We start from the raw sequence: 15,805 nt of genomic DNA on the forward strand, positions 1-15,805 counted from the left end.
TTTTTGCCCTACACACTTAAAAATAATGGCAAACGACTGTCGATTTTAAAGGATTTAAAGCTGTAACACTAATCCCTTTCACCTTCTCTAAAACTAGAGGTATTGTCATATTCATTCGCTAAGCTTCTTGTTATAAACAACCAAGCTGTCAATAAAAGCAAGCTAAAACAAAGTCTTGTTTGATAAACACAAGGCGATAGCTCACACTAACTCACCTCTTCATTATTTAGCGTTTTAAGGATGTTCTATGCAAAACCAAATTGCAGATCTCATCGAAACCCTAATTCAAGACGATTACTCGCCTGACGCAGTCAATAAAGCCATGTCAGCACTGACGCCTGATGATGTGGCACTCGCACTTGAGTCATTACCACTCGCGCAACGTAAGCAGGCATGGGAAAGTATAAAATACGCAAACCGCCTTGATATCTTAGTGGAAATGCGCGGCGAATCTCGTCAATTATTGCTTCGAGAACTAGATGATATTGAAATTGAAACGTTATTTTCAGATGTCGACGCAGAAGATCTATTAGAAATAGCAGACTCACTGCCTAACCGCTTGGTCGACATCGCCCTCAATCAAATGGACAACAAGCAACGTGAATATTACCAACAGGGTATTGTTTACGATGATGATATAGTCGGTCGCTGGATCAATCATGACCTACTGATTGCCTCACAATCTATTCGAGCTTCAGAAGCCCTTAGACTGCTGAAGAAAAAAACACCCAACTATACGGACATGGTGTATCTGGTAAACCGAACTGGCCGATGGGTCGGTTGTGTAAGGTTCGAGCAACTTTTTAAAGCCCAAGATCACGAGCCTGTTTCAAACCTAATCGATGAAGACTGTTCTTTTATTCTCGCCAACACAGAACTCACCAAGGCCTCTGAATTACTTGAGCACTCGGGACTAACAGCACTCCCTGTGGTCGATGAAAACCATGTTTTGCTCGGGCGTTTTCATGCAGGACTTGCCATGGAAACTTGGCGACTAGCAAATGAAGCTCAGCAGATGTCAACGGCAGGCCTGAATGAAGAGTCAGACTTATTTGCTCCAGTAAAGTGTAGCGCCGCCAATCGCGGCATCTGGCTAGGCATTAATTTACTCACCGCCTTTTTGGCCTCTGCCTTCATTAATTTATTTGAAGCAACACTGCAACAGGTCGTCGCCCTAGCGGTACTAATGCCAGTCGTTGCTTCTATGGGTGGCATTGCAGGCAGCCAAACACTTACCCTCATTGTAAGAGGTTTAGCGCTAGGGCAAATCACCCGAAGTAACTTAAAATCTCTGCTCTCAAAAGAACTAAAAGTAGGTGGTTTGAATGGCGTCTTATGGGCCATAATCATTGGCATCATTACCCTTTGGTGGTTTAACAATCCAATGTTAGGTGTAGTAATTGCCTTAGCCATTATTTTGAACATAGTCATGGCCGCCCTATTTGGCGTATTAATTCCTGTTCTGCTGGATAAATTACGCATTGATCCAGCCCTATCTGGGTCCGTTGTGCTAACAACAGTGACAGATATTGCAGGCTTTGTTGCCTTCCTAGGGTTAGGCACCATCTTGCTACTTTAGTAAAATAAAATGAAAGCCCCCTTATTTTCCACCAATTAATAAAATAGAGACTACGTAATGACCTGGGAAACGATCCATTTATATTTAGGCTTTGGTGACATCAAGATGCACTGGATTATCAAAGTATTCTTAGTTGTATTGGCGACACTTTGTATAAAGTTCATCGTTACCCGTATTTTAATGAACATAGATAAGCAACTAACTCGTACAAAAACACCTTGGGACAATGTGCTTATCAAAGCAGCTAAAAAACCTGCAGGCGCTTTTATTTGGTTAGTCGGACTCATTATCGCCGCTGAAATTTCCGGTTCGGAGCTAGACCCTAAACTCTCTTCCCTAATCGCTGCGATTCGTGACGTGGGGGTCATCGTCATACTGACTTGGTTTGTTTTGCGCTGTATATCAGAATCTGAAACTGCACTCACTAGCTCAGAAAAAATAAAAACTAAAGTTGATCACACAACCGCCAGCGCCATCAGCAAGTTATTAAGAGCTTCTGTCATCATCACCTCCGCTCTTGTCGTATTACAAACGCTTGGCTACAGTATTTCAGGTGTATTAGCTTTCGGAGGTATTGGTGGCATCGCTGTTGGTTTTGCCGCAAAAGATCTACTGGCTAATTTCTTCGGCGGTTTAATGGTCTACCTAGATCGTCCCTTTGCCATTGGCGACTGGATTCGCTCACCAGATCAAAATATAGAAGGAACCGTGGAGCATATTGGATGGAGACAGACGCGAATCCGCACCTTTGAAAAACGCCCATTATACGTACCAAATGCCACCTTCTCGCTGATTTCTGTGGAAAACCCTTCACGCATGACTCATCGTCGTATCAATGAAACTATTGGCGTACGTTATGATGACTTCAGTCTTTTACCCGCTCTACTGGCTGACATAAAAGACATGATAGCTAACCATGAAGAGCTAGATACTAATCAGACCTATATGGTGAATTTCAATCAATTTGGACCGTCTTCACTCGACTTTTTTATCTATGCCTATACAAAAACCGTTGACTGGCGCACCTACCATAATGTGAAACAGGACGTATTATTCAAAGCCATGGAAATAATAGCATCCCATGGCGCTGAAGTGGCTTTCCCGACCCATACCATACACATGGCAGCAAACGAAAAAATTGACCTCAGCCCTACCTCAGATACAAAAGACTAACGCCAGAAACAAAAATGCCAAACTAAATCGTTTGGCATTTTTCAATTCGCTTCAAAACCTTCGATTAAACAAGTAACTCTGTCAAATCATCTATCACAGCATCGGCTCCTAAAGAAGCAAGATCGACGCCCTGATGATAGCCATAGGTTACTAAAGCACATTTAAAGCCGGCATTGTTAGCGGCACGAAAATCGGTAATGGAGTCACCAATCATCAGGCATTTTTCTGGCAACGCCTCAATAGATTCACTGCAATGCAATAAAGGCAAAGCGGATGGCTTTTTCTCTTCTAGGGTATCACCACCTAACAACCAGCCAAATTGCTCCGTCAACTCAAAATGATCAAGAATCGGTTTCACAAAAACGCTCGGTTTATTGGTCACTAAAGCAACCGGAACACCATTATGCTTAAAAGCTTTCAGTAGTGCTTGTACATTAGGATAAAGGGTCGTTTTATTCGTGAGATGATTACGATAATGAAGCAAGAAAATACGGTAGGCTTCTTCATGTTTGTTAGCGTCAATGTTGGCCCATTGCAGCGCCTGCTCCACTAACTTTGACGCCCCAAAGCCGATCCAGCCTCTAACTCGTTCTTCCCCAGCCAAAGCGACACCAAAATCGGTTAAAAAAGCGTCTACCGCAATAGCTAGATCGGGAACACTGTCAACTAAAGTGCCATCCAAATCCAAACAAACCAACTCAGGCCAACCTTCAAACCATTCCTTAAAGTGTTTTGGTACTTTCATTAACGAACTCCCTCTAATTCTAGACGCATTGCGTCAATCACAGCCTTGTAATCATCTTTACCAAAAATGGCAGAGCCAGCCACAAACGTATCAGCACCTGCTCTGGCAATGTCAGCAATATTTTTTTCACTCACACCACCGTCTACTTCAAGACGAATATCGTAACCACTAGCGTCTATCATGGCACGCGCCTCACGCAGTTTATCCAGTGTTCCAGGAATAAAAGATTGTCCTCCAAACCCTGGATTAACTGACATAAGCAATACCATATCAAGCTTATCCATAACATGCTTGAGGTGATGCAAAGGCGTAGCAGGGTTAAAAACCAACCCAGCTTTACAGCCACCATCACGAATCATTTGCAAAGAACGATCGATATGCTCACTCGCTTCCGGATGAAAAGTAATAAACGAAGCACCCGCTTCAATAAAGTCACCAATCATACGGTCGACCGGCTTCACCATCAGATGCACATCGATATCTGCCGTCACACCATGTTTGCGTAACGCTTTACAAACCATGGGGCCAATCGTCAGATTAGGAACATAGTGGTTATCCATCACATCAAAATGAATGATATCGGCTCCCGATGCTAACACCTGATCAACTTCCTCTCCTAGACGAGCAAAGTCGGCAGAAAGGATCGAAGGGGCAATGAAAAAATCATTCATATCTGGCTCCAGCAATGACACAATAAAAGAAGATTTGAAATTTGGACGCTATTTTAACAAGGCATGTAAAAGAAGTATTGAAAACAATGAAGAAAAATTATGCTCTGTTTATTTCCCTGCTAACCACTCTGGCTGTCAACACCAGTTCTGTTCTTGCAGCCGATGAACCTCAAAATACAACAACGCCAACAACCGATAAAAACGACACTCCACGAGTCGCCCCAACACCGCAAGCCACCAGAATAAAGGCACTAGAAGCCGATTTAACAAAAAAAAACCTCCAACATCAAATTCTCACATTGGAAGCTGACGGGACGCCTTTTTTAGCCCTATATGAACCCTCTCTCACCAGCTCAACCCAAGGCTGCGTCATCTTGATACATGCAGACAATGAGCACCCAAACTGGCCTAGCGCCATCAGTCCATTACGTAATGCTTTACCAAGTTATAGCTGGTGTACGCTGTCTATAGAGGTTCCCGACATTATAAAACGGGCCATTCCAGTAAAAGTGACACCGATAAGTACAGAAGACGATGATAACAAAGAAAAAATCAGCCTTCCTAATCAACAAATCGTCTTTGCAAGAATTCAGGCTGCCATTGCTCAAGCAAAAAGCGATGAGGTAGAAAGCTTTGTTTTTCTTGGTTACAAAACAGGTGCCAGTTACGCCCTCAACTTTTTAGTGGAAAACAAAAGCAGCGGCGAAGCCTTAGTCTTAATCGACATGGAAACACCTGAAGCAACGCCCAATCACGACATAGCACAACTCATCAGGCAAATACCTCAACCTATACTGGATTACTACACTAATAATAATGCTAGCAAGCAGCAGTTTGCGTTATGGCGACAACAAGCTGCCAATCAGCGAAAAAATACGATAGGTGATTTTATTCAATTGGATGCACAACCAGATAGAGCGCATGGCAATGACAGTAAACCGTTATTAATCCAGCGAGTACGAGGTTTTTTAAAGCAGAATACGAGTCAAGTTGACCAGCAAAAGCCTTTTCCTGAATATAAAAAAGGGCTTTTCTACAAAAGCCCCTAAGAATTCAGCTTTATCTACTTAGACAAAATGTTTATTTTCGAGAGTTTTTAACTAACTCATAAGCGGATTGAATTTCCTGAGTTCGCTCTTTAGCCAACTCAATCATTTCATTAGGTAAACCTTGTGAACTTAACTTATCCGGATGATTCTGACTCATCAACCTGCGATAAGCTTTCTTGATCTCAGCATCACTCATTTCAAGCGTAACCCCTAGAGCATCGTAAGCTGCTTTCAATAAGTCCTTCGAGTTCATGCCGTTCGGTGATGATTGATAGCCCTCCCTAAAATGAGCTTGCTGCTTAACCTGAACATGTATCGCTTCAAATTCAGCAACCGTTACCCCAAGATGCGCACACACCTGAGATACCAATGATTTTTCTTCAACACTAAAATGGCCATCTGCATAGGCGGAGACCAGCAAAATCTCTAACAAAGTACGAGTCAAGTTTCCTGGACCAACAACGGCTTTAAAATGTTCTAATACCGCAAATAGGTCAAAATTTGCTGATTTACCCTCATTAAACAACTGCTTAGCCTGCTCTTGGGCAGTTGGAGACAACCTAAGGCGCTGCATAACGGCTTGCGCTAATTGTATTTCAGCTTCCGACACCTGACCGTCGGCTTTTGCCAAGCGCCCCATCAAAAGAAATAATGTACGAAAAAATGCCTCTTGTTGAAGACGCACATTGCCACGGCCAGCCATACCAATAAAAGCCCCGCCGCTCTGGCTCCTATCAATGACCCCTCCTATGATAAAACCCAACAAACCACCCAGAAATCCGGCTAAAATATAACCCAAAATTGCGCAGACAATTTTCCACATAAAGATATTTCTCCAGAATCGGTAGCCCCTATGGGCCTGCTTAGATTATCATTTACTTTATAATATGGACCCATCTTATGGGCACGGTCCGATTTCGGACTATCATTATTGATAGTAAGTATACCCTGCATGGTTAAGCATTTACGCATCTGCGCTTTATTTTTTCACAGTCTTTTCATCTTGCCGTTAGCACAAGCAGACCAATGGGACTGGGTTCCTCGGGGGGCTCTAAGCACAGACCAACAGTCTCAGCTCAACCAATATTGCCATGGTTCCTACCTTGATGGCTGGCAAGCAAGAGATACCAGTGGCACAGACTTGAGCGCCGATAGCATTGTCCGTGACGAAAAAGGTCTCATCCATTTACAGGGTAAAGCTCAGATTGCTCAGTCAGGATCAATACTCTCTGCCAACAGCATTAAAGGTGTTCCCGGCCAATACTATAATGCGGATGGTAATGTCAGCCTACGCCGGAAAGGACAACTGGTACGCAGCTCAAGCGCCTATGTTTCAAACACCGATGCCGCCCCCACTGAGTTTATTGATGCAAAATTTATCAGCCACCAAACTGGCGCCCGATTGGAAGCAAAGTCCTTATTACAGGATAAAAGTGGCATCATTTTTATTCAGGAAGGTTTTTTTACTACCTGTGAACCAGACAGCGATAGCTGGAAGCTGTATGGTAGCGCCATTGAGCTCAATACAATCAGCGGCTTCGGAACGGCAAGGCATGTACAAATCCGTCTGTCTGACATTCCTGTTTTTTATGTGCCCTGGTTACGCTTTCCAATAGATAACCGACGCCAAACAGGGTTTCTTTTTCCACGCTTTGGTTTTTCAACAAAAGATGGTCTCAGCCTATCCACACCCTTTTATTGGAATATTGCCGCAAACTATGACGCAACCATCACCCCCCAGCTCATTCAAAATAAAGGGGAAGGTATTGATTTAGAATTTCGTCATTTAAGCCCTTACGGAAACACAAGCTATGAACAATCTTCTTTTTTTGATAACGACGAAGGTGAGCAAACCCTATTAAAACTGAAGTCGGATCAAGCATTCAATCAATACTTTAGCGCTGGATTGCTACTAGAAGATAATCCAACTCAAGACAAATACCCTGAGGCCAATAGCACCTCCATCGGAGAAAAAGATAATTACGAACGCAGTGCTTATTTTGCTTTCAATAACGGAAATTTCAACAATAAAATAACCTACCGCACTTACTATACGCCGGATAACAGTCTAGATAAGCCATTCGAATGGGTACCTAGAATAGACAGTTCCTACCGCTTCGCGACTCATTACCTTGACTACTCTCTTGCCGCACAATATACGGATTTCTATGATCCAGACGAAAACAACTTCGATGGCCAGCGACTAGTATTCAATCAAGACCTCCAATTCAATTTCAGCAATACTTGGGGAAGCCTCACTCCTGGGGTTCTAACCAAATATCGAGATTATAATCTTCACGCCTACACAACAGATACAGATAGCACGACCTCTGTTGAGCACGTCTCAGGATATCTTGATGCAAAAATTGTATTTGAACGTAGCTTATTAATGAGTAGCAATGACCAGTGGCGCCAAACCCTAGAACCGCGCCTAAGCTACCTCAACGCTCCGTTTGAAGACCAGGATCTTATTCCAAATTTTGATGCCAGCTTACCAACCATGACCTACTCACAAGCTTTTAGTCACCAACGTTTTAGTGGCAATGATCGTATCGGCGACACTGAGCAGGTGACTCTAGGGTTAGAAAGTCGTCTATATGATGCAAATAATAATGAAAGATGGACCTTCAAAGCAGGACAGCTCTTCTATTTAGAAGACCGCTATGTTGGTATTAGCGGCGTAACCGATGAGAATATTATTGTTGATGATTCAAAACGCAGCGATTTACTGACCTCAGCCAGTTACAATGGTGATCGTTATAACTTAACCAGTAATTTGAATTACGACCTAGACAATGACAACGTCGCTTTGGCACAAATTACAGCCAAAATGGAACCTGTTGACGATGTCAAGGTGAACTTAAGTTACCTATACACAATCAATAATACGGACCCTGATAACAACGCCAAGCAAGCTAGCATAGGAACGATTTTCCCTATTAGCCAACATTGGTCAATGTTTTCTCAATACACTTATGACTTTTTAAAGCAGGATGCCATTCGACAAGTTTCAGGCTTAGGCTATGAAAATTGCTGTATCAAAGTATCCTTGAGCTATCAAGATTGGCTCAATGATGACAGTAAATTTGATCGAGGCATCTTTTTACAATTTATTTTACGCAGTTTAAGCACTGCTGGTCGTGCAAACGAAGAAACCAGCATTGCCAATGACTATTGGAACCAAGGAAAAGTTGGATATTAAACCATGAAGTTGTTTTCTTTTTTCTCTTTCATCATTTTGATGTTTGCACCACTACAAGCAATACAAGCAGCCCCCACTAAAATTGACGGTATTGTTGCCATTGTTGATTCTAAAGCGATTTTAGAAAGCGATATTCAAACCCGCTTTGAAGTTGTCAAAGAGCGTATTCCTGGCGGCATTATGACGGATAACATACGCCGTCAAATCCTCAACCAAATGACAGATGAAGCACTGCAAGTTAACTATGCTCGCAAAATTGGCATGCGCGCCAGTAGCTCAGATGTGGATAACGCTATTCTTGGTGTGGCCCAAAAAATGAACCTTAACCTACAGGGGCTAAAACAAGTTCTGGCCCAGCAAGGCATAGACTACGCCCGTTACCGCGGCCAAATTGAACAAGAAATCCTGATTAATAATGTAAAACGGGAAATCATCAAAAAGCGCATTTCCATTGCACAGCAGGAAATTGATGACTATTTAAGTTCAGACACCAGTATTAGCAAAGAAAAGGATCAAGTGCATCTACGCCACTTGTTGATTCGAACCAAAAACCCAGCCCAAGCCAAAGTTGAAATCGATGAAATCGCCGCCAAAATAACATCAGAAGGTGACTTTATTCAGCAAGCTATTGCTAAGTCAGATGGCCAATTTGCCATTGAAGGCGGGGATTTAGGCTGGCGTCCTCTCAATCAATTACCACCACTCTTTGTACGCGCTCTTGATAAGCAACAGAGCCCTCTCATCGGCCCGTTACAAAGTAATGCAGGTTTTCACCTCTTATGGGTCATTGAAAAACGTTCTCCTTCTGTCACCATACAGCAGCAAACCAAAGTACGTCATATTTTGGTTCGCCCTAGCGAAATTCGCGATATGGCACAAACTAAAGTGGTGGCAGATGAGCTTTATAAAGAATTAAAAGCGGGCACCGACTTTGCCCAATTAGCCAAACAAAAAAGCGAAGACCAAGGCTCCACATTACAGGGCGGCGACCTTGGCTGGGTGACTCCTGGAACCATGGTATCGGAATTCGAAAATAAGATGAATCAAACCAACATTGGCGACATTAGCACACCTTTCAAAACTCAATTTGGCTGGCACATTTTAGAGGTAGAAGGCCGACGCAAAGCGGATATTAGCGACAAGGTAAAACGCGCTAATGCAGAGCAAGCGTTAATCGCTCAGAAACAAGATATTGTATTAGGTAATTGGCTCGAAGAATTACGTGCTGATGCCTTTATCGACATTAAGCAATAAGAGACGATCATGGCAACTAGCACAGCTGAGCAGCTCCCTATTATTGCCATTACTTCCGGGGAACCGGCAGGGATCGGTCCAGATATTATCTTAAGCGCGCTAACGGATTATTTTTTTAAGGCAACTTTAATTGTATTAGCTGATCCGGCACTACTGGCAAGTCGAGCAGAACGGCTCAACTTGCCAGTTAAAATACACACCTTAAACAAGACATCGGAAGCAAAGCCACACCAGCAAGGTGAGATTAACGTCTTCCCCATAAGCCTAGCAAAAGCGTCAACCGCTGGCGTTTTGGATGCCGCTAATTCACCTTATGTTTTAGAAACCCTAAAACAAGCAGGTGAAGCTTGTCTCAACAAGCTGTTTGACGCGGTTGTCACGCCCCCTGTTCATAAGGGTATCTTGTGTGACACTGGCATACACTTCTCTGGCCATACTGAATTTTTTCAAGCTCAATGCCACTCTCCCCATGTTGTCATGATGCTGGCAACAGAAGCCATGAAAGTCGCACTCGCCACGACTCACTTACCCTTAAAAGATGTTTCGGGAGCCATTACTGAACAAAGCCTAACACTCGTAATAAAAGCCCTACATCAAGACTTACAGCAAAAGTTTGGCCTTCAAAAACCCAAAATTCTAGTCTGTGGCTTAAACCCCCATGCAGGTGAAAATGGACACTTGGGGATGGAAGAAATAGAAGTGATCATCCCCACATTAAACAAACTCCGTCAGCAAGGTCTAGACTTAATAGGGCCACTACCAGCCGACACGCTCTTTACCCCTAAATATTTAGACAATGCAGACTGTGTGCTTGCTATGTATCACGATCAAGGTTTACCTGTGTTAAAATACTCTGGTTTTGGTAACGCGGTGAATATCACCTTGGGCTTACCCATTATAAGAACATCCGTCGACCACGGCACAGCTATTGACCTAGCTGGCACAGGCAAGGCAAATAACGGCAGCCTTAAAGTCGCCATTCAACATGCCATTAATATGGCAAACAACGCGAAAACTTTTTCTCAATGAGCAAACCACAACCCCATAAAGCCCGAAAACGATTCGGCCAAAACTTCCTTCACGACCACGGCGTTATTCGACGTATCGTTGCTTGTATTGGACCGAAAAAAGGACAACGTATTGTTGAAATTGGGCCAGGTAAAGGCGCTCTAACAGAAGGCATCATTAGCGTCACTGAAAGCATGGACGTGGTCGAACTTGACCGAGACCTGATTCCAATTTTAAAAGTTAACCTATTTCGCTTCTCTGAACTAACCGTTCATGAAGCCGACGCCATGAAATTTGATTTCTCTTCCCTCGCCACGGAAGAACAATCCATTCGCGTGGTAGGCAACTTACCCTACAACATATCAACACCGCTTATTTTCCACCTACTTAGTCAAGCTGCTGCTATCGAAGACATGCATTTCATGCTGCAAAAAGAAGTCGTAGATCGCTTGGCCGCACGCCCAGGTGACAGCCTTTATGGCCGTTTGAGCGTCATGGCGCAATATTACTGCGCAGTAGAGTCACTCTTTATTGTCGGACCAGAATCCTTTGATCCAGCACCAAAAGTAGACTCAGCGATTGTACGCATGACGCCACACAAAATACTTCCTTATCAGGTAAATGATACTAACAAGCTGGAAGATATAGTGAGAATTGGCTTCCAACAACGCCGAAAAACCCTGCGTAATAATTACAAAGGGGTATTAGATAACGATGATTTTGCTGTACTCGATATTGATCCGGGCCTACGCCCAGAAAGATTAGACGTGGCAGACTTTGTTCGCATCACCAACTTTGTACTTAAAAGGGAAGGCTAAATGTTAAAATACGACGTTGCCGTTTCCGTTCGTACTGAATATCTAGCAAGCCAATCAACACCCACTGAATCTCGCTATGTATTTGCTTATCATATTTCGATTACCAACTGCGGCACAGAAGCGGCTAAGTTACAAACACGCCACTGGATCATTACCAATGGCAATGAACAAGTACAGGAAGTAAAAGGCAGTGGCGTTATTGGCGAATACCCCCATTTAGGCCCCGGAGAGTCCTTCCATTACACCAGTGGTACCGTAATGGATACCGTAGTAGGAAGCATGCACGGCAGCTATCAATTCATTGCCGATGATGGCACTGAATTTTCAGCGGCTGTTCGCCCCTTTACCCTTTCAGTCCCAAACAAAGTGCACTGAGGATTTATGTCAACCTATGTCATTGGTGACTTGCAAGGTTGCTTAGCACCATTAATACAACTCCTAGAAGAAATTAGCTATCAGCCCGAGCAGGATAAGCTTTGGTTCGCTGGTGATCTTATCAACCGTGGCCCAGAGTCCCTAGAAACACTGCGCTTCGTGAAATCGCTTGGCAATAACGCCAAGGTAATCCTCGGTAATCACGATCTACATTTATTAGCAGTTTCCTATGGTCATAGCGCTTTAAAGCGTGCTGATACTTTTTCCGACATTCTTACCGCAAGCGATCGAGACGACTTAATGAACTGGTTACGTCAACAGTCACTTTGCCATTATGATGCCCAGCTTAACGTTATCATGACCCACGCAGGCATCCCTCCTTGCTGGAACTTACAACAAACTCAATCTCTCGCTAAAGAAGTAGAAAACAAACTCCGTTCAGACAGTGCGGATGAGTTTTTCGCTGTTATGTATGGCAATAAGCCAAATCAATGGACCGAGGAACTCACTGGTCTAGATCGCCTCAGAGCCATCACTAACTATCTAACACGCATGCGATTTTGTGATGCCAACAGCAAACTCGATTTAAAATCAAAAGAAGGGCCAAACACGGCTCAAAAAGGTTACGCACCTTGGTTTAATTACCCAACACAGCTTCCCGATGGCTGCCATATTGCCTTTGGCCATTGGGCAGCCCTAGAAGGTAGTAGCCCCCATAAACATATCCATGCATTGGATACTGGCTGCGTATGGGGCGGCAGCTTGACGGCCTTGCGCCTAGAAGATAAAAAACGCTTTAGCACACCCTGTTCAATCAACTGGAAAAACTCATGACTTTTACCTGTATAGACATAGCAGATGCGCTTCCGATTATTGAAAATGACGCAGCCATTGTAGACATACGCGATGCAGCCAGCTTTCAAACCAGTCACATGATCAATGCCATCAGCTTACATAACGACAATGTTCAAAACTTCATTGATTCAAGCGAAAAAACCAAGCCTGTTATTGTTTGCTGTTACCACGGCAACAGTAGCAAAGGCGCAGCTGAATACCTCGCTGCTCAGGGCTTTCAAGAGGTTTACTCTTTAAATGGTGGCTTTAGTCAATGGAGCGCCATGTTCCCAGAGCAATGCGAAATGGGTAGTTAATTTTACTTATGCCTGATTATCAAATTTACCTAGTGGGTGGCGCAGTTCGAGATACATTACTTGGGCTTGATGTTATCGATCATGACTGGGTAGTCACAGGCGCAGTTCCTGAACAACTTGAGCAGCAAGGCTTCCAACAAGTTGGTAAGCAATTCCCTGTATTCCTACACCCCAAAAGCAAAGAAGAATACGCCCTTGCTCGTAAAGAAAAAAAACAAGGGGAAGGCTATACAGGGTTCATTTGTGACTTTTCACCTGACATTAGCCTCGAAGAAGATTTAGCACGTCGCGACCTCACCATCAATGCCATAGCAAAAACATCAGATAATGTCTTAATCGACCCATTCAATGGACAAGGCGACCTAAAAAATCGACTATTACGTCATGTTTCTTTAGCTTTTATCGAAGATCCATTAAGAGTATTACGTGTGGCACGCTTCGCCGCTCGTTTTCAAGAATTTGGTTTTAAGGTAGCGCCTGAAACCATGGCCTTAATGCAAACTATCAGCGCATCAGAAGAGCTTGCTACATTAAGCGCTGAACGCATTTGGAAGGAGCTGGAAAAAGCCCTAAATACACAACATGCAGATGTATTCTTTAGAGTACTAGAAGAAGCGAATGCACTCGGTAAACTTTTTCCTGATTTTATCTGGCAAGATACACCGGAAAATACTCATATACTAAATCAAAGAGACCTTACGCCTGCACAGCGCTGGGCCATTCTCTGCCAGCAAACCCCCTTAGAAAAGCTTGCTGTATTACATCAGCGCATACGTTGCCCAAATCAATTCAAAACACTCGCAGAGCAGGTGCGAACTTTTATTGAGCGACATACGATTCCGATGAATGCTGCGACTTGGGAAAGCTGGTTGATGTCTGTTAATGCCATAAAAAAACCTCAGCCCTTTATTTTACTAATTGAGGTTCTAAGCTATCTGACAGCCACCAAGCCCGAAGAATGGCAAAAGCTGCGCAATACCATTGCTGTTATTAGTGCAGCAAGTTTGATGAAGCAAGGGTTCAGCGGCGCGGAGCTCGGTGGTGCTCTCAAAGCATCAAGAATAGAAGCCCTGAATAAACAAGTCTCGCCGTTTATTTGCTAATTATACTAAAGCGGATTTAAGCCTTAATAAGTCAAATCTGACTTTCTATGTATCTTTACGCCGACAGAAGCCGCAGCAGCAATGGCACTCGGCTTACGTAGTGTTAAGCTAATGACGCTCAATTTAAACGCAGCGATTAAATCAGCAACCAAATGCTCTGCTAAAGTTTCAATCAGCTCAAACTGACGCTCTGCACAGAAAGCCACAATGAAGTTAGAAATTGCTTCATAGTCTAACGTTTTGGCCAGATCATCCGTTGTGGCAGGAATGCGGTTGTCATGCTCCATTTCCAAATCAAAAACTAATTCTTGTTGAATCGTCTTTTCCCACTCATAAACGCCAATCACCGCATTGGCTTTTAAGCCTTCAATAAAAACCAAATCTTTCATAGTTAAGACGCCTTAATAGAAGGGAGTTCAGACAAGGGCCAACGAGCACGAATAGAAAGACTTAACCCAGAAGACTGTCCATTCATCAAACGCTGAGCACCCGCGTAAGCAATCATAGCGCCGTTATCAGTGCAAAACTCAGGACGAGCATAAAACACACGCCCGTTAATTTTTCTCAACTGCTTTTCTAACTGATCACGCAAACGTAGGTTAGCACTCACTCCGCCAGCAATAATCAATTGTTTTAAGCCTTCCGCCTCCAATGCACGGCGACATTTAATAACCAAGGTATCGACTACAGCGGTTTCAAACGCCAACGCGGCATCCGCTTTAAACTGCTCATCACACCGCTCTTCATCCAGCGCCGCGTGTATGGCAGTCAAGAAGGCCGTTTTCAAACCACTAAAACTAAAATCTAAGCCCGGACGATCTGTCATAGGACGAGGGAATTTCAAACCAGATTGAGGGTTCCCCTGCTTGGCTAACGCCGCAATTTGCGGTCCACCCGGATAAGGCAAACCTATCATCTTAGCCGCTTTATCAAATGCTTCACCGGCAGCATCATCAAGGGATTGTCCCAACAAACGATACTCACCAATACCATCCACTCGAACTAACTGTGTATGTCCCCCCGACACCAGCAAAGCAACAAAAGGCATCTCAGGCTGAGACTCTTCAAGCATGGGAGCCAAAAGGTGACCTTCCATATGGTGCACCCCTAAAGCAGGAATACTCAATGCATAGGCAAGAGAACGCCCAATAGTAGCACCAGCCATCAAAGCCCCCACTAAACCTGGCCCACTCGTATAAGCTATTGCATCTAGCTGATTTTTAGCCATCCCAGCTTCTTGTAATACTTCGTCAATTAAGGGCAAAGTCTTGCGCACATGATCACGAGAAGCGAGTTCCGGAACAACGCCCCCATATTCTGCATGCTGAGCAATTTGAGAATAAATTTTGTGTGCCAACAAGCCATTTTCAGTGTCATAGATGGCAATCCCCGTCTCATCACAAGACGTTTCTAATCCCAAGACTTTCATGGAAGCGATCTCTATCAATAAATAATTTGCGCGCATTGTACCCCATCTCACCGCTCTGTTGCAGGCTGCCAGATAGGTTTCCTATAATTTGCGTTAGACAGGGCATTACAAAAGCACTATAATGCGCGCGTTTTCAATGTTTAAATAAAAGGCAGGTGATTTTTTCAGTTTGGACCAGAGCTCGTAGGCAGCGAAGGCGACCAGACACCCTATGTAAAAACTAGCACAGTAACAGACGCGATCAAGTC

16 protein-coding genes are annotated in these 15,805 nt (G+C 43.7%); 11 read left to right on the forward strand and 5 right to left on the reverse strand.

The features are described 5' to 3' along the window. Positions 1-247 precede the first annotated feature (247 nt). Positions 248-1,579, forward strand: a complete 1,332-nt coding sequence (locus I8J31_RS04815; protein WP_199467179.1) for a magnesium transporter — start codon at positions 248-250, stop codon at positions 1,577-1,579. A gap of 57 nt (positions 1,580-1,636) precedes the next feature. Beyond that, positions 1,637-2,752, forward strand: a complete 1,116-nt coding sequence (locus I8J31_RS04820) for a mechanosensitive ion channel family protein (RefSeq protein WP_199467180.1) — start codon at positions 1,637-1,639, stop codon at positions 2,750-2,752. A gap of 64 nt (positions 2,753-2,816) precedes the next feature. Here I8J31_RS04820 and I8J31_RS04825 read toward each other — a convergent pair whose 3' ends face one another. Both I8J31_RS04825 and rpe read right to left on the reverse strand, forming a co-directional pair. Continuing rightward, positions 2,817-3,497 (reverse strand): phosphoglycolate phosphatase, encoded by a 681-nt coding sequence (locus I8J31_RS04825; RefSeq protein ID WP_199467181.1) that lies wholly within the window; start codon positions 3,495-3,497, stop codon positions 2,817-2,819. Beyond that, the gene (rpe, locus tag I8J31_RS04830; RefSeq protein WP_199467182.1) at positions 3,497-4,168 is read right to left on the reverse strand and encodes a ribulose-phosphate 3-epimerase; all 672 of its coding nucleotides are present in this window, start codon (positions 4,166-4,168) and stop codon (positions 3,497-3,499) included. The genes I8J31_RS04825 and rpe overlap by 1 nt, the downstream gene beginning before the upstream one ends. A gap of 86 nt (positions 4,169-4,254) precedes the next feature. Here rpe and I8J31_RS04835 point away from each other — a divergent pair, with 86 nt between their 5' ends. Continuing rightward, entirely contained in the window at positions 4,255-5,217 is a 963-nt protein-coding gene (locus I8J31_RS04835; protein ID WP_199467183.1) for a DUF3530 family protein, read from the forward strand. A gap of 31 nt (positions 5,218-5,248) precedes the next feature. Here I8J31_RS04835 and djlA read toward each other — a convergent pair whose 3' ends face one another. Further along, complete coding sequence (gene djlA / locus I8J31_RS04840; RefSeq protein ID WP_199467184.1) at positions 5,249-6,040, reverse strand: co-chaperone DjlA; 792 nt, start codon at positions 6,038-6,040, stop codon at positions 5,249-5,251. A gap of 768 nt (positions 6,041-6,808) precedes the next feature. Between djlA and I8J31_RS04845 the strand changes: the two genes are divergently transcribed. The 8 genes from I8J31_RS04845 to I8J31_RS04880 are packed head-to-tail and all read left to right on the forward strand — an operon-like array spanning position 6,809 to position 14,128. After that, positions 6,809-8,419, forward strand: coding sequence for an LPS-assembly protein LptD (locus I8J31_RS04845; protein WP_438941489.1), 1,611 nt, complete (start codon positions 6,809-6,811; stop codon positions 8,417-8,419). Between the two features lie 3 nt (positions 8,420-8,422). Then, positions 8,423-9,673 carry a peptidylprolyl isomerase gene (locus I8J31_RS04850; protein ID WP_199467186.1) on the forward strand — a complete coding sequence of 417 codons (1,251 nt, stop codon included), beginning with the start codon at positions 8,423-8,425 and terminating at the stop codon, positions 9,671-9,673. A 9-nt stretch (positions 9,674-9,682) separates the two neighbouring features. Further along, positions 9,683-10,702 carry a 4-hydroxythreonine-4-phosphate dehydrogenase PdxA gene (gene pdxA / locus I8J31_RS04855; RefSeq protein ID WP_199467187.1) on the forward strand — a complete coding sequence of 340 codons (1,020 nt, stop codon included), beginning with the start codon at positions 9,683-9,685 and terminating at the stop codon, positions 10,700-10,702. After that, the gene (gene rsmA / locus I8J31_RS04860; protein ID WP_199467188.1) at positions 10,699-11,499 is read left to right on the forward strand and encodes a 16S rRNA (adenine(1518)-N(6)/adenine(1519)-N(6))-dimethyltransferase RsmA; all 801 of its coding nucleotides are present in this window, start codon (positions 10,699-10,701) and stop codon (positions 11,497-11,499) included. Before pdxA ends, rsmA begins: the two co-directional genes overlap by 4 nt. After that, a complete protein-coding gene (gene apaG, locus I8J31_RS04865; RefSeq protein WP_199467189.1) occupies positions 11,500-11,874 on the forward strand; it encodes a Co2+/Mg2+ efflux facilitator ApaG/CorD in 375 nt (124 codons plus the stop codon). 6 nt (positions 11,875-11,880) lie between these two features. Continuing rightward, positions 11,881-12,708 carry a symmetrical bis(5'-nucleosyl)-tetraphosphatase gene (locus I8J31_RS04870; RefSeq protein WP_199467190.1) on the forward strand — a complete coding sequence of 276 codons (828 nt, stop codon included), beginning with the start codon at positions 11,881-11,883 and terminating at the stop codon, positions 12,706-12,708. Beyond that, positions 12,705-13,025: a thiosulfate sulfurtransferase GlpE gene (glpE, locus tag I8J31_RS04875; RefSeq protein ID WP_199467191.1), complete on the forward strand. Its 321-nt coding sequence runs from the start codon at positions 12,705-12,707 to the stop codon at positions 13,023-13,025. The genes I8J31_RS04870 and glpE overlap by 4 nt, the downstream gene beginning before the upstream one ends. Before the next feature lie 8 nt (positions 13,026-13,033). Further along, complete coding sequence (locus I8J31_RS04880; protein WP_199467192.1) at positions 13,034-14,128, forward strand: tRNA nucleotidyltransferase/poly(A) polymerase-related protein; 1,095 nt, start codon at positions 13,034-13,036, stop codon at positions 14,126-14,128. Between the two features lie 23 nt (positions 14,129-14,151). Here the strand turns inward: I8J31_RS04880 and folB are convergent, their stop codons facing one another. Together folB and tsaD are read right to left on the reverse strand one after the other, a co-directional pair. Continuing rightward, entirely contained in the window at positions 14,152-14,517 is a 366-nt protein-coding gene (gene folB / locus I8J31_RS04885; protein WP_199467193.1) for a dihydroneopterin aldolase, read from the reverse strand. 2 nt (positions 14,518-14,519) lie between these two features. After that, the gene (gene tsaD / locus I8J31_RS04890) at positions 14,520-15,557 is read right to left on the reverse strand and encodes a tRNA (adenosine(37)-N6)-threonylcarbamoyltransferase complex transferase subunit TsaD (protein WP_199467431.1); all 1,038 of its coding nucleotides are present in this window, start codon (positions 15,555-15,557) and stop codon (positions 14,520-14,522) included. Positions 15,558-15,805 lie beyond the last annotated feature (248 nt).

The sequence above is a fragment of the Marinomonas transparens genome (assembly GCF_016463975.1).
Taxonomy (GTDB): domain Bacteria; phylum Pseudomonadota; class Gammaproteobacteria; order Pseudomonadales; family Marinomonadaceae; genus Marinomonas; species Marinomonas transparens.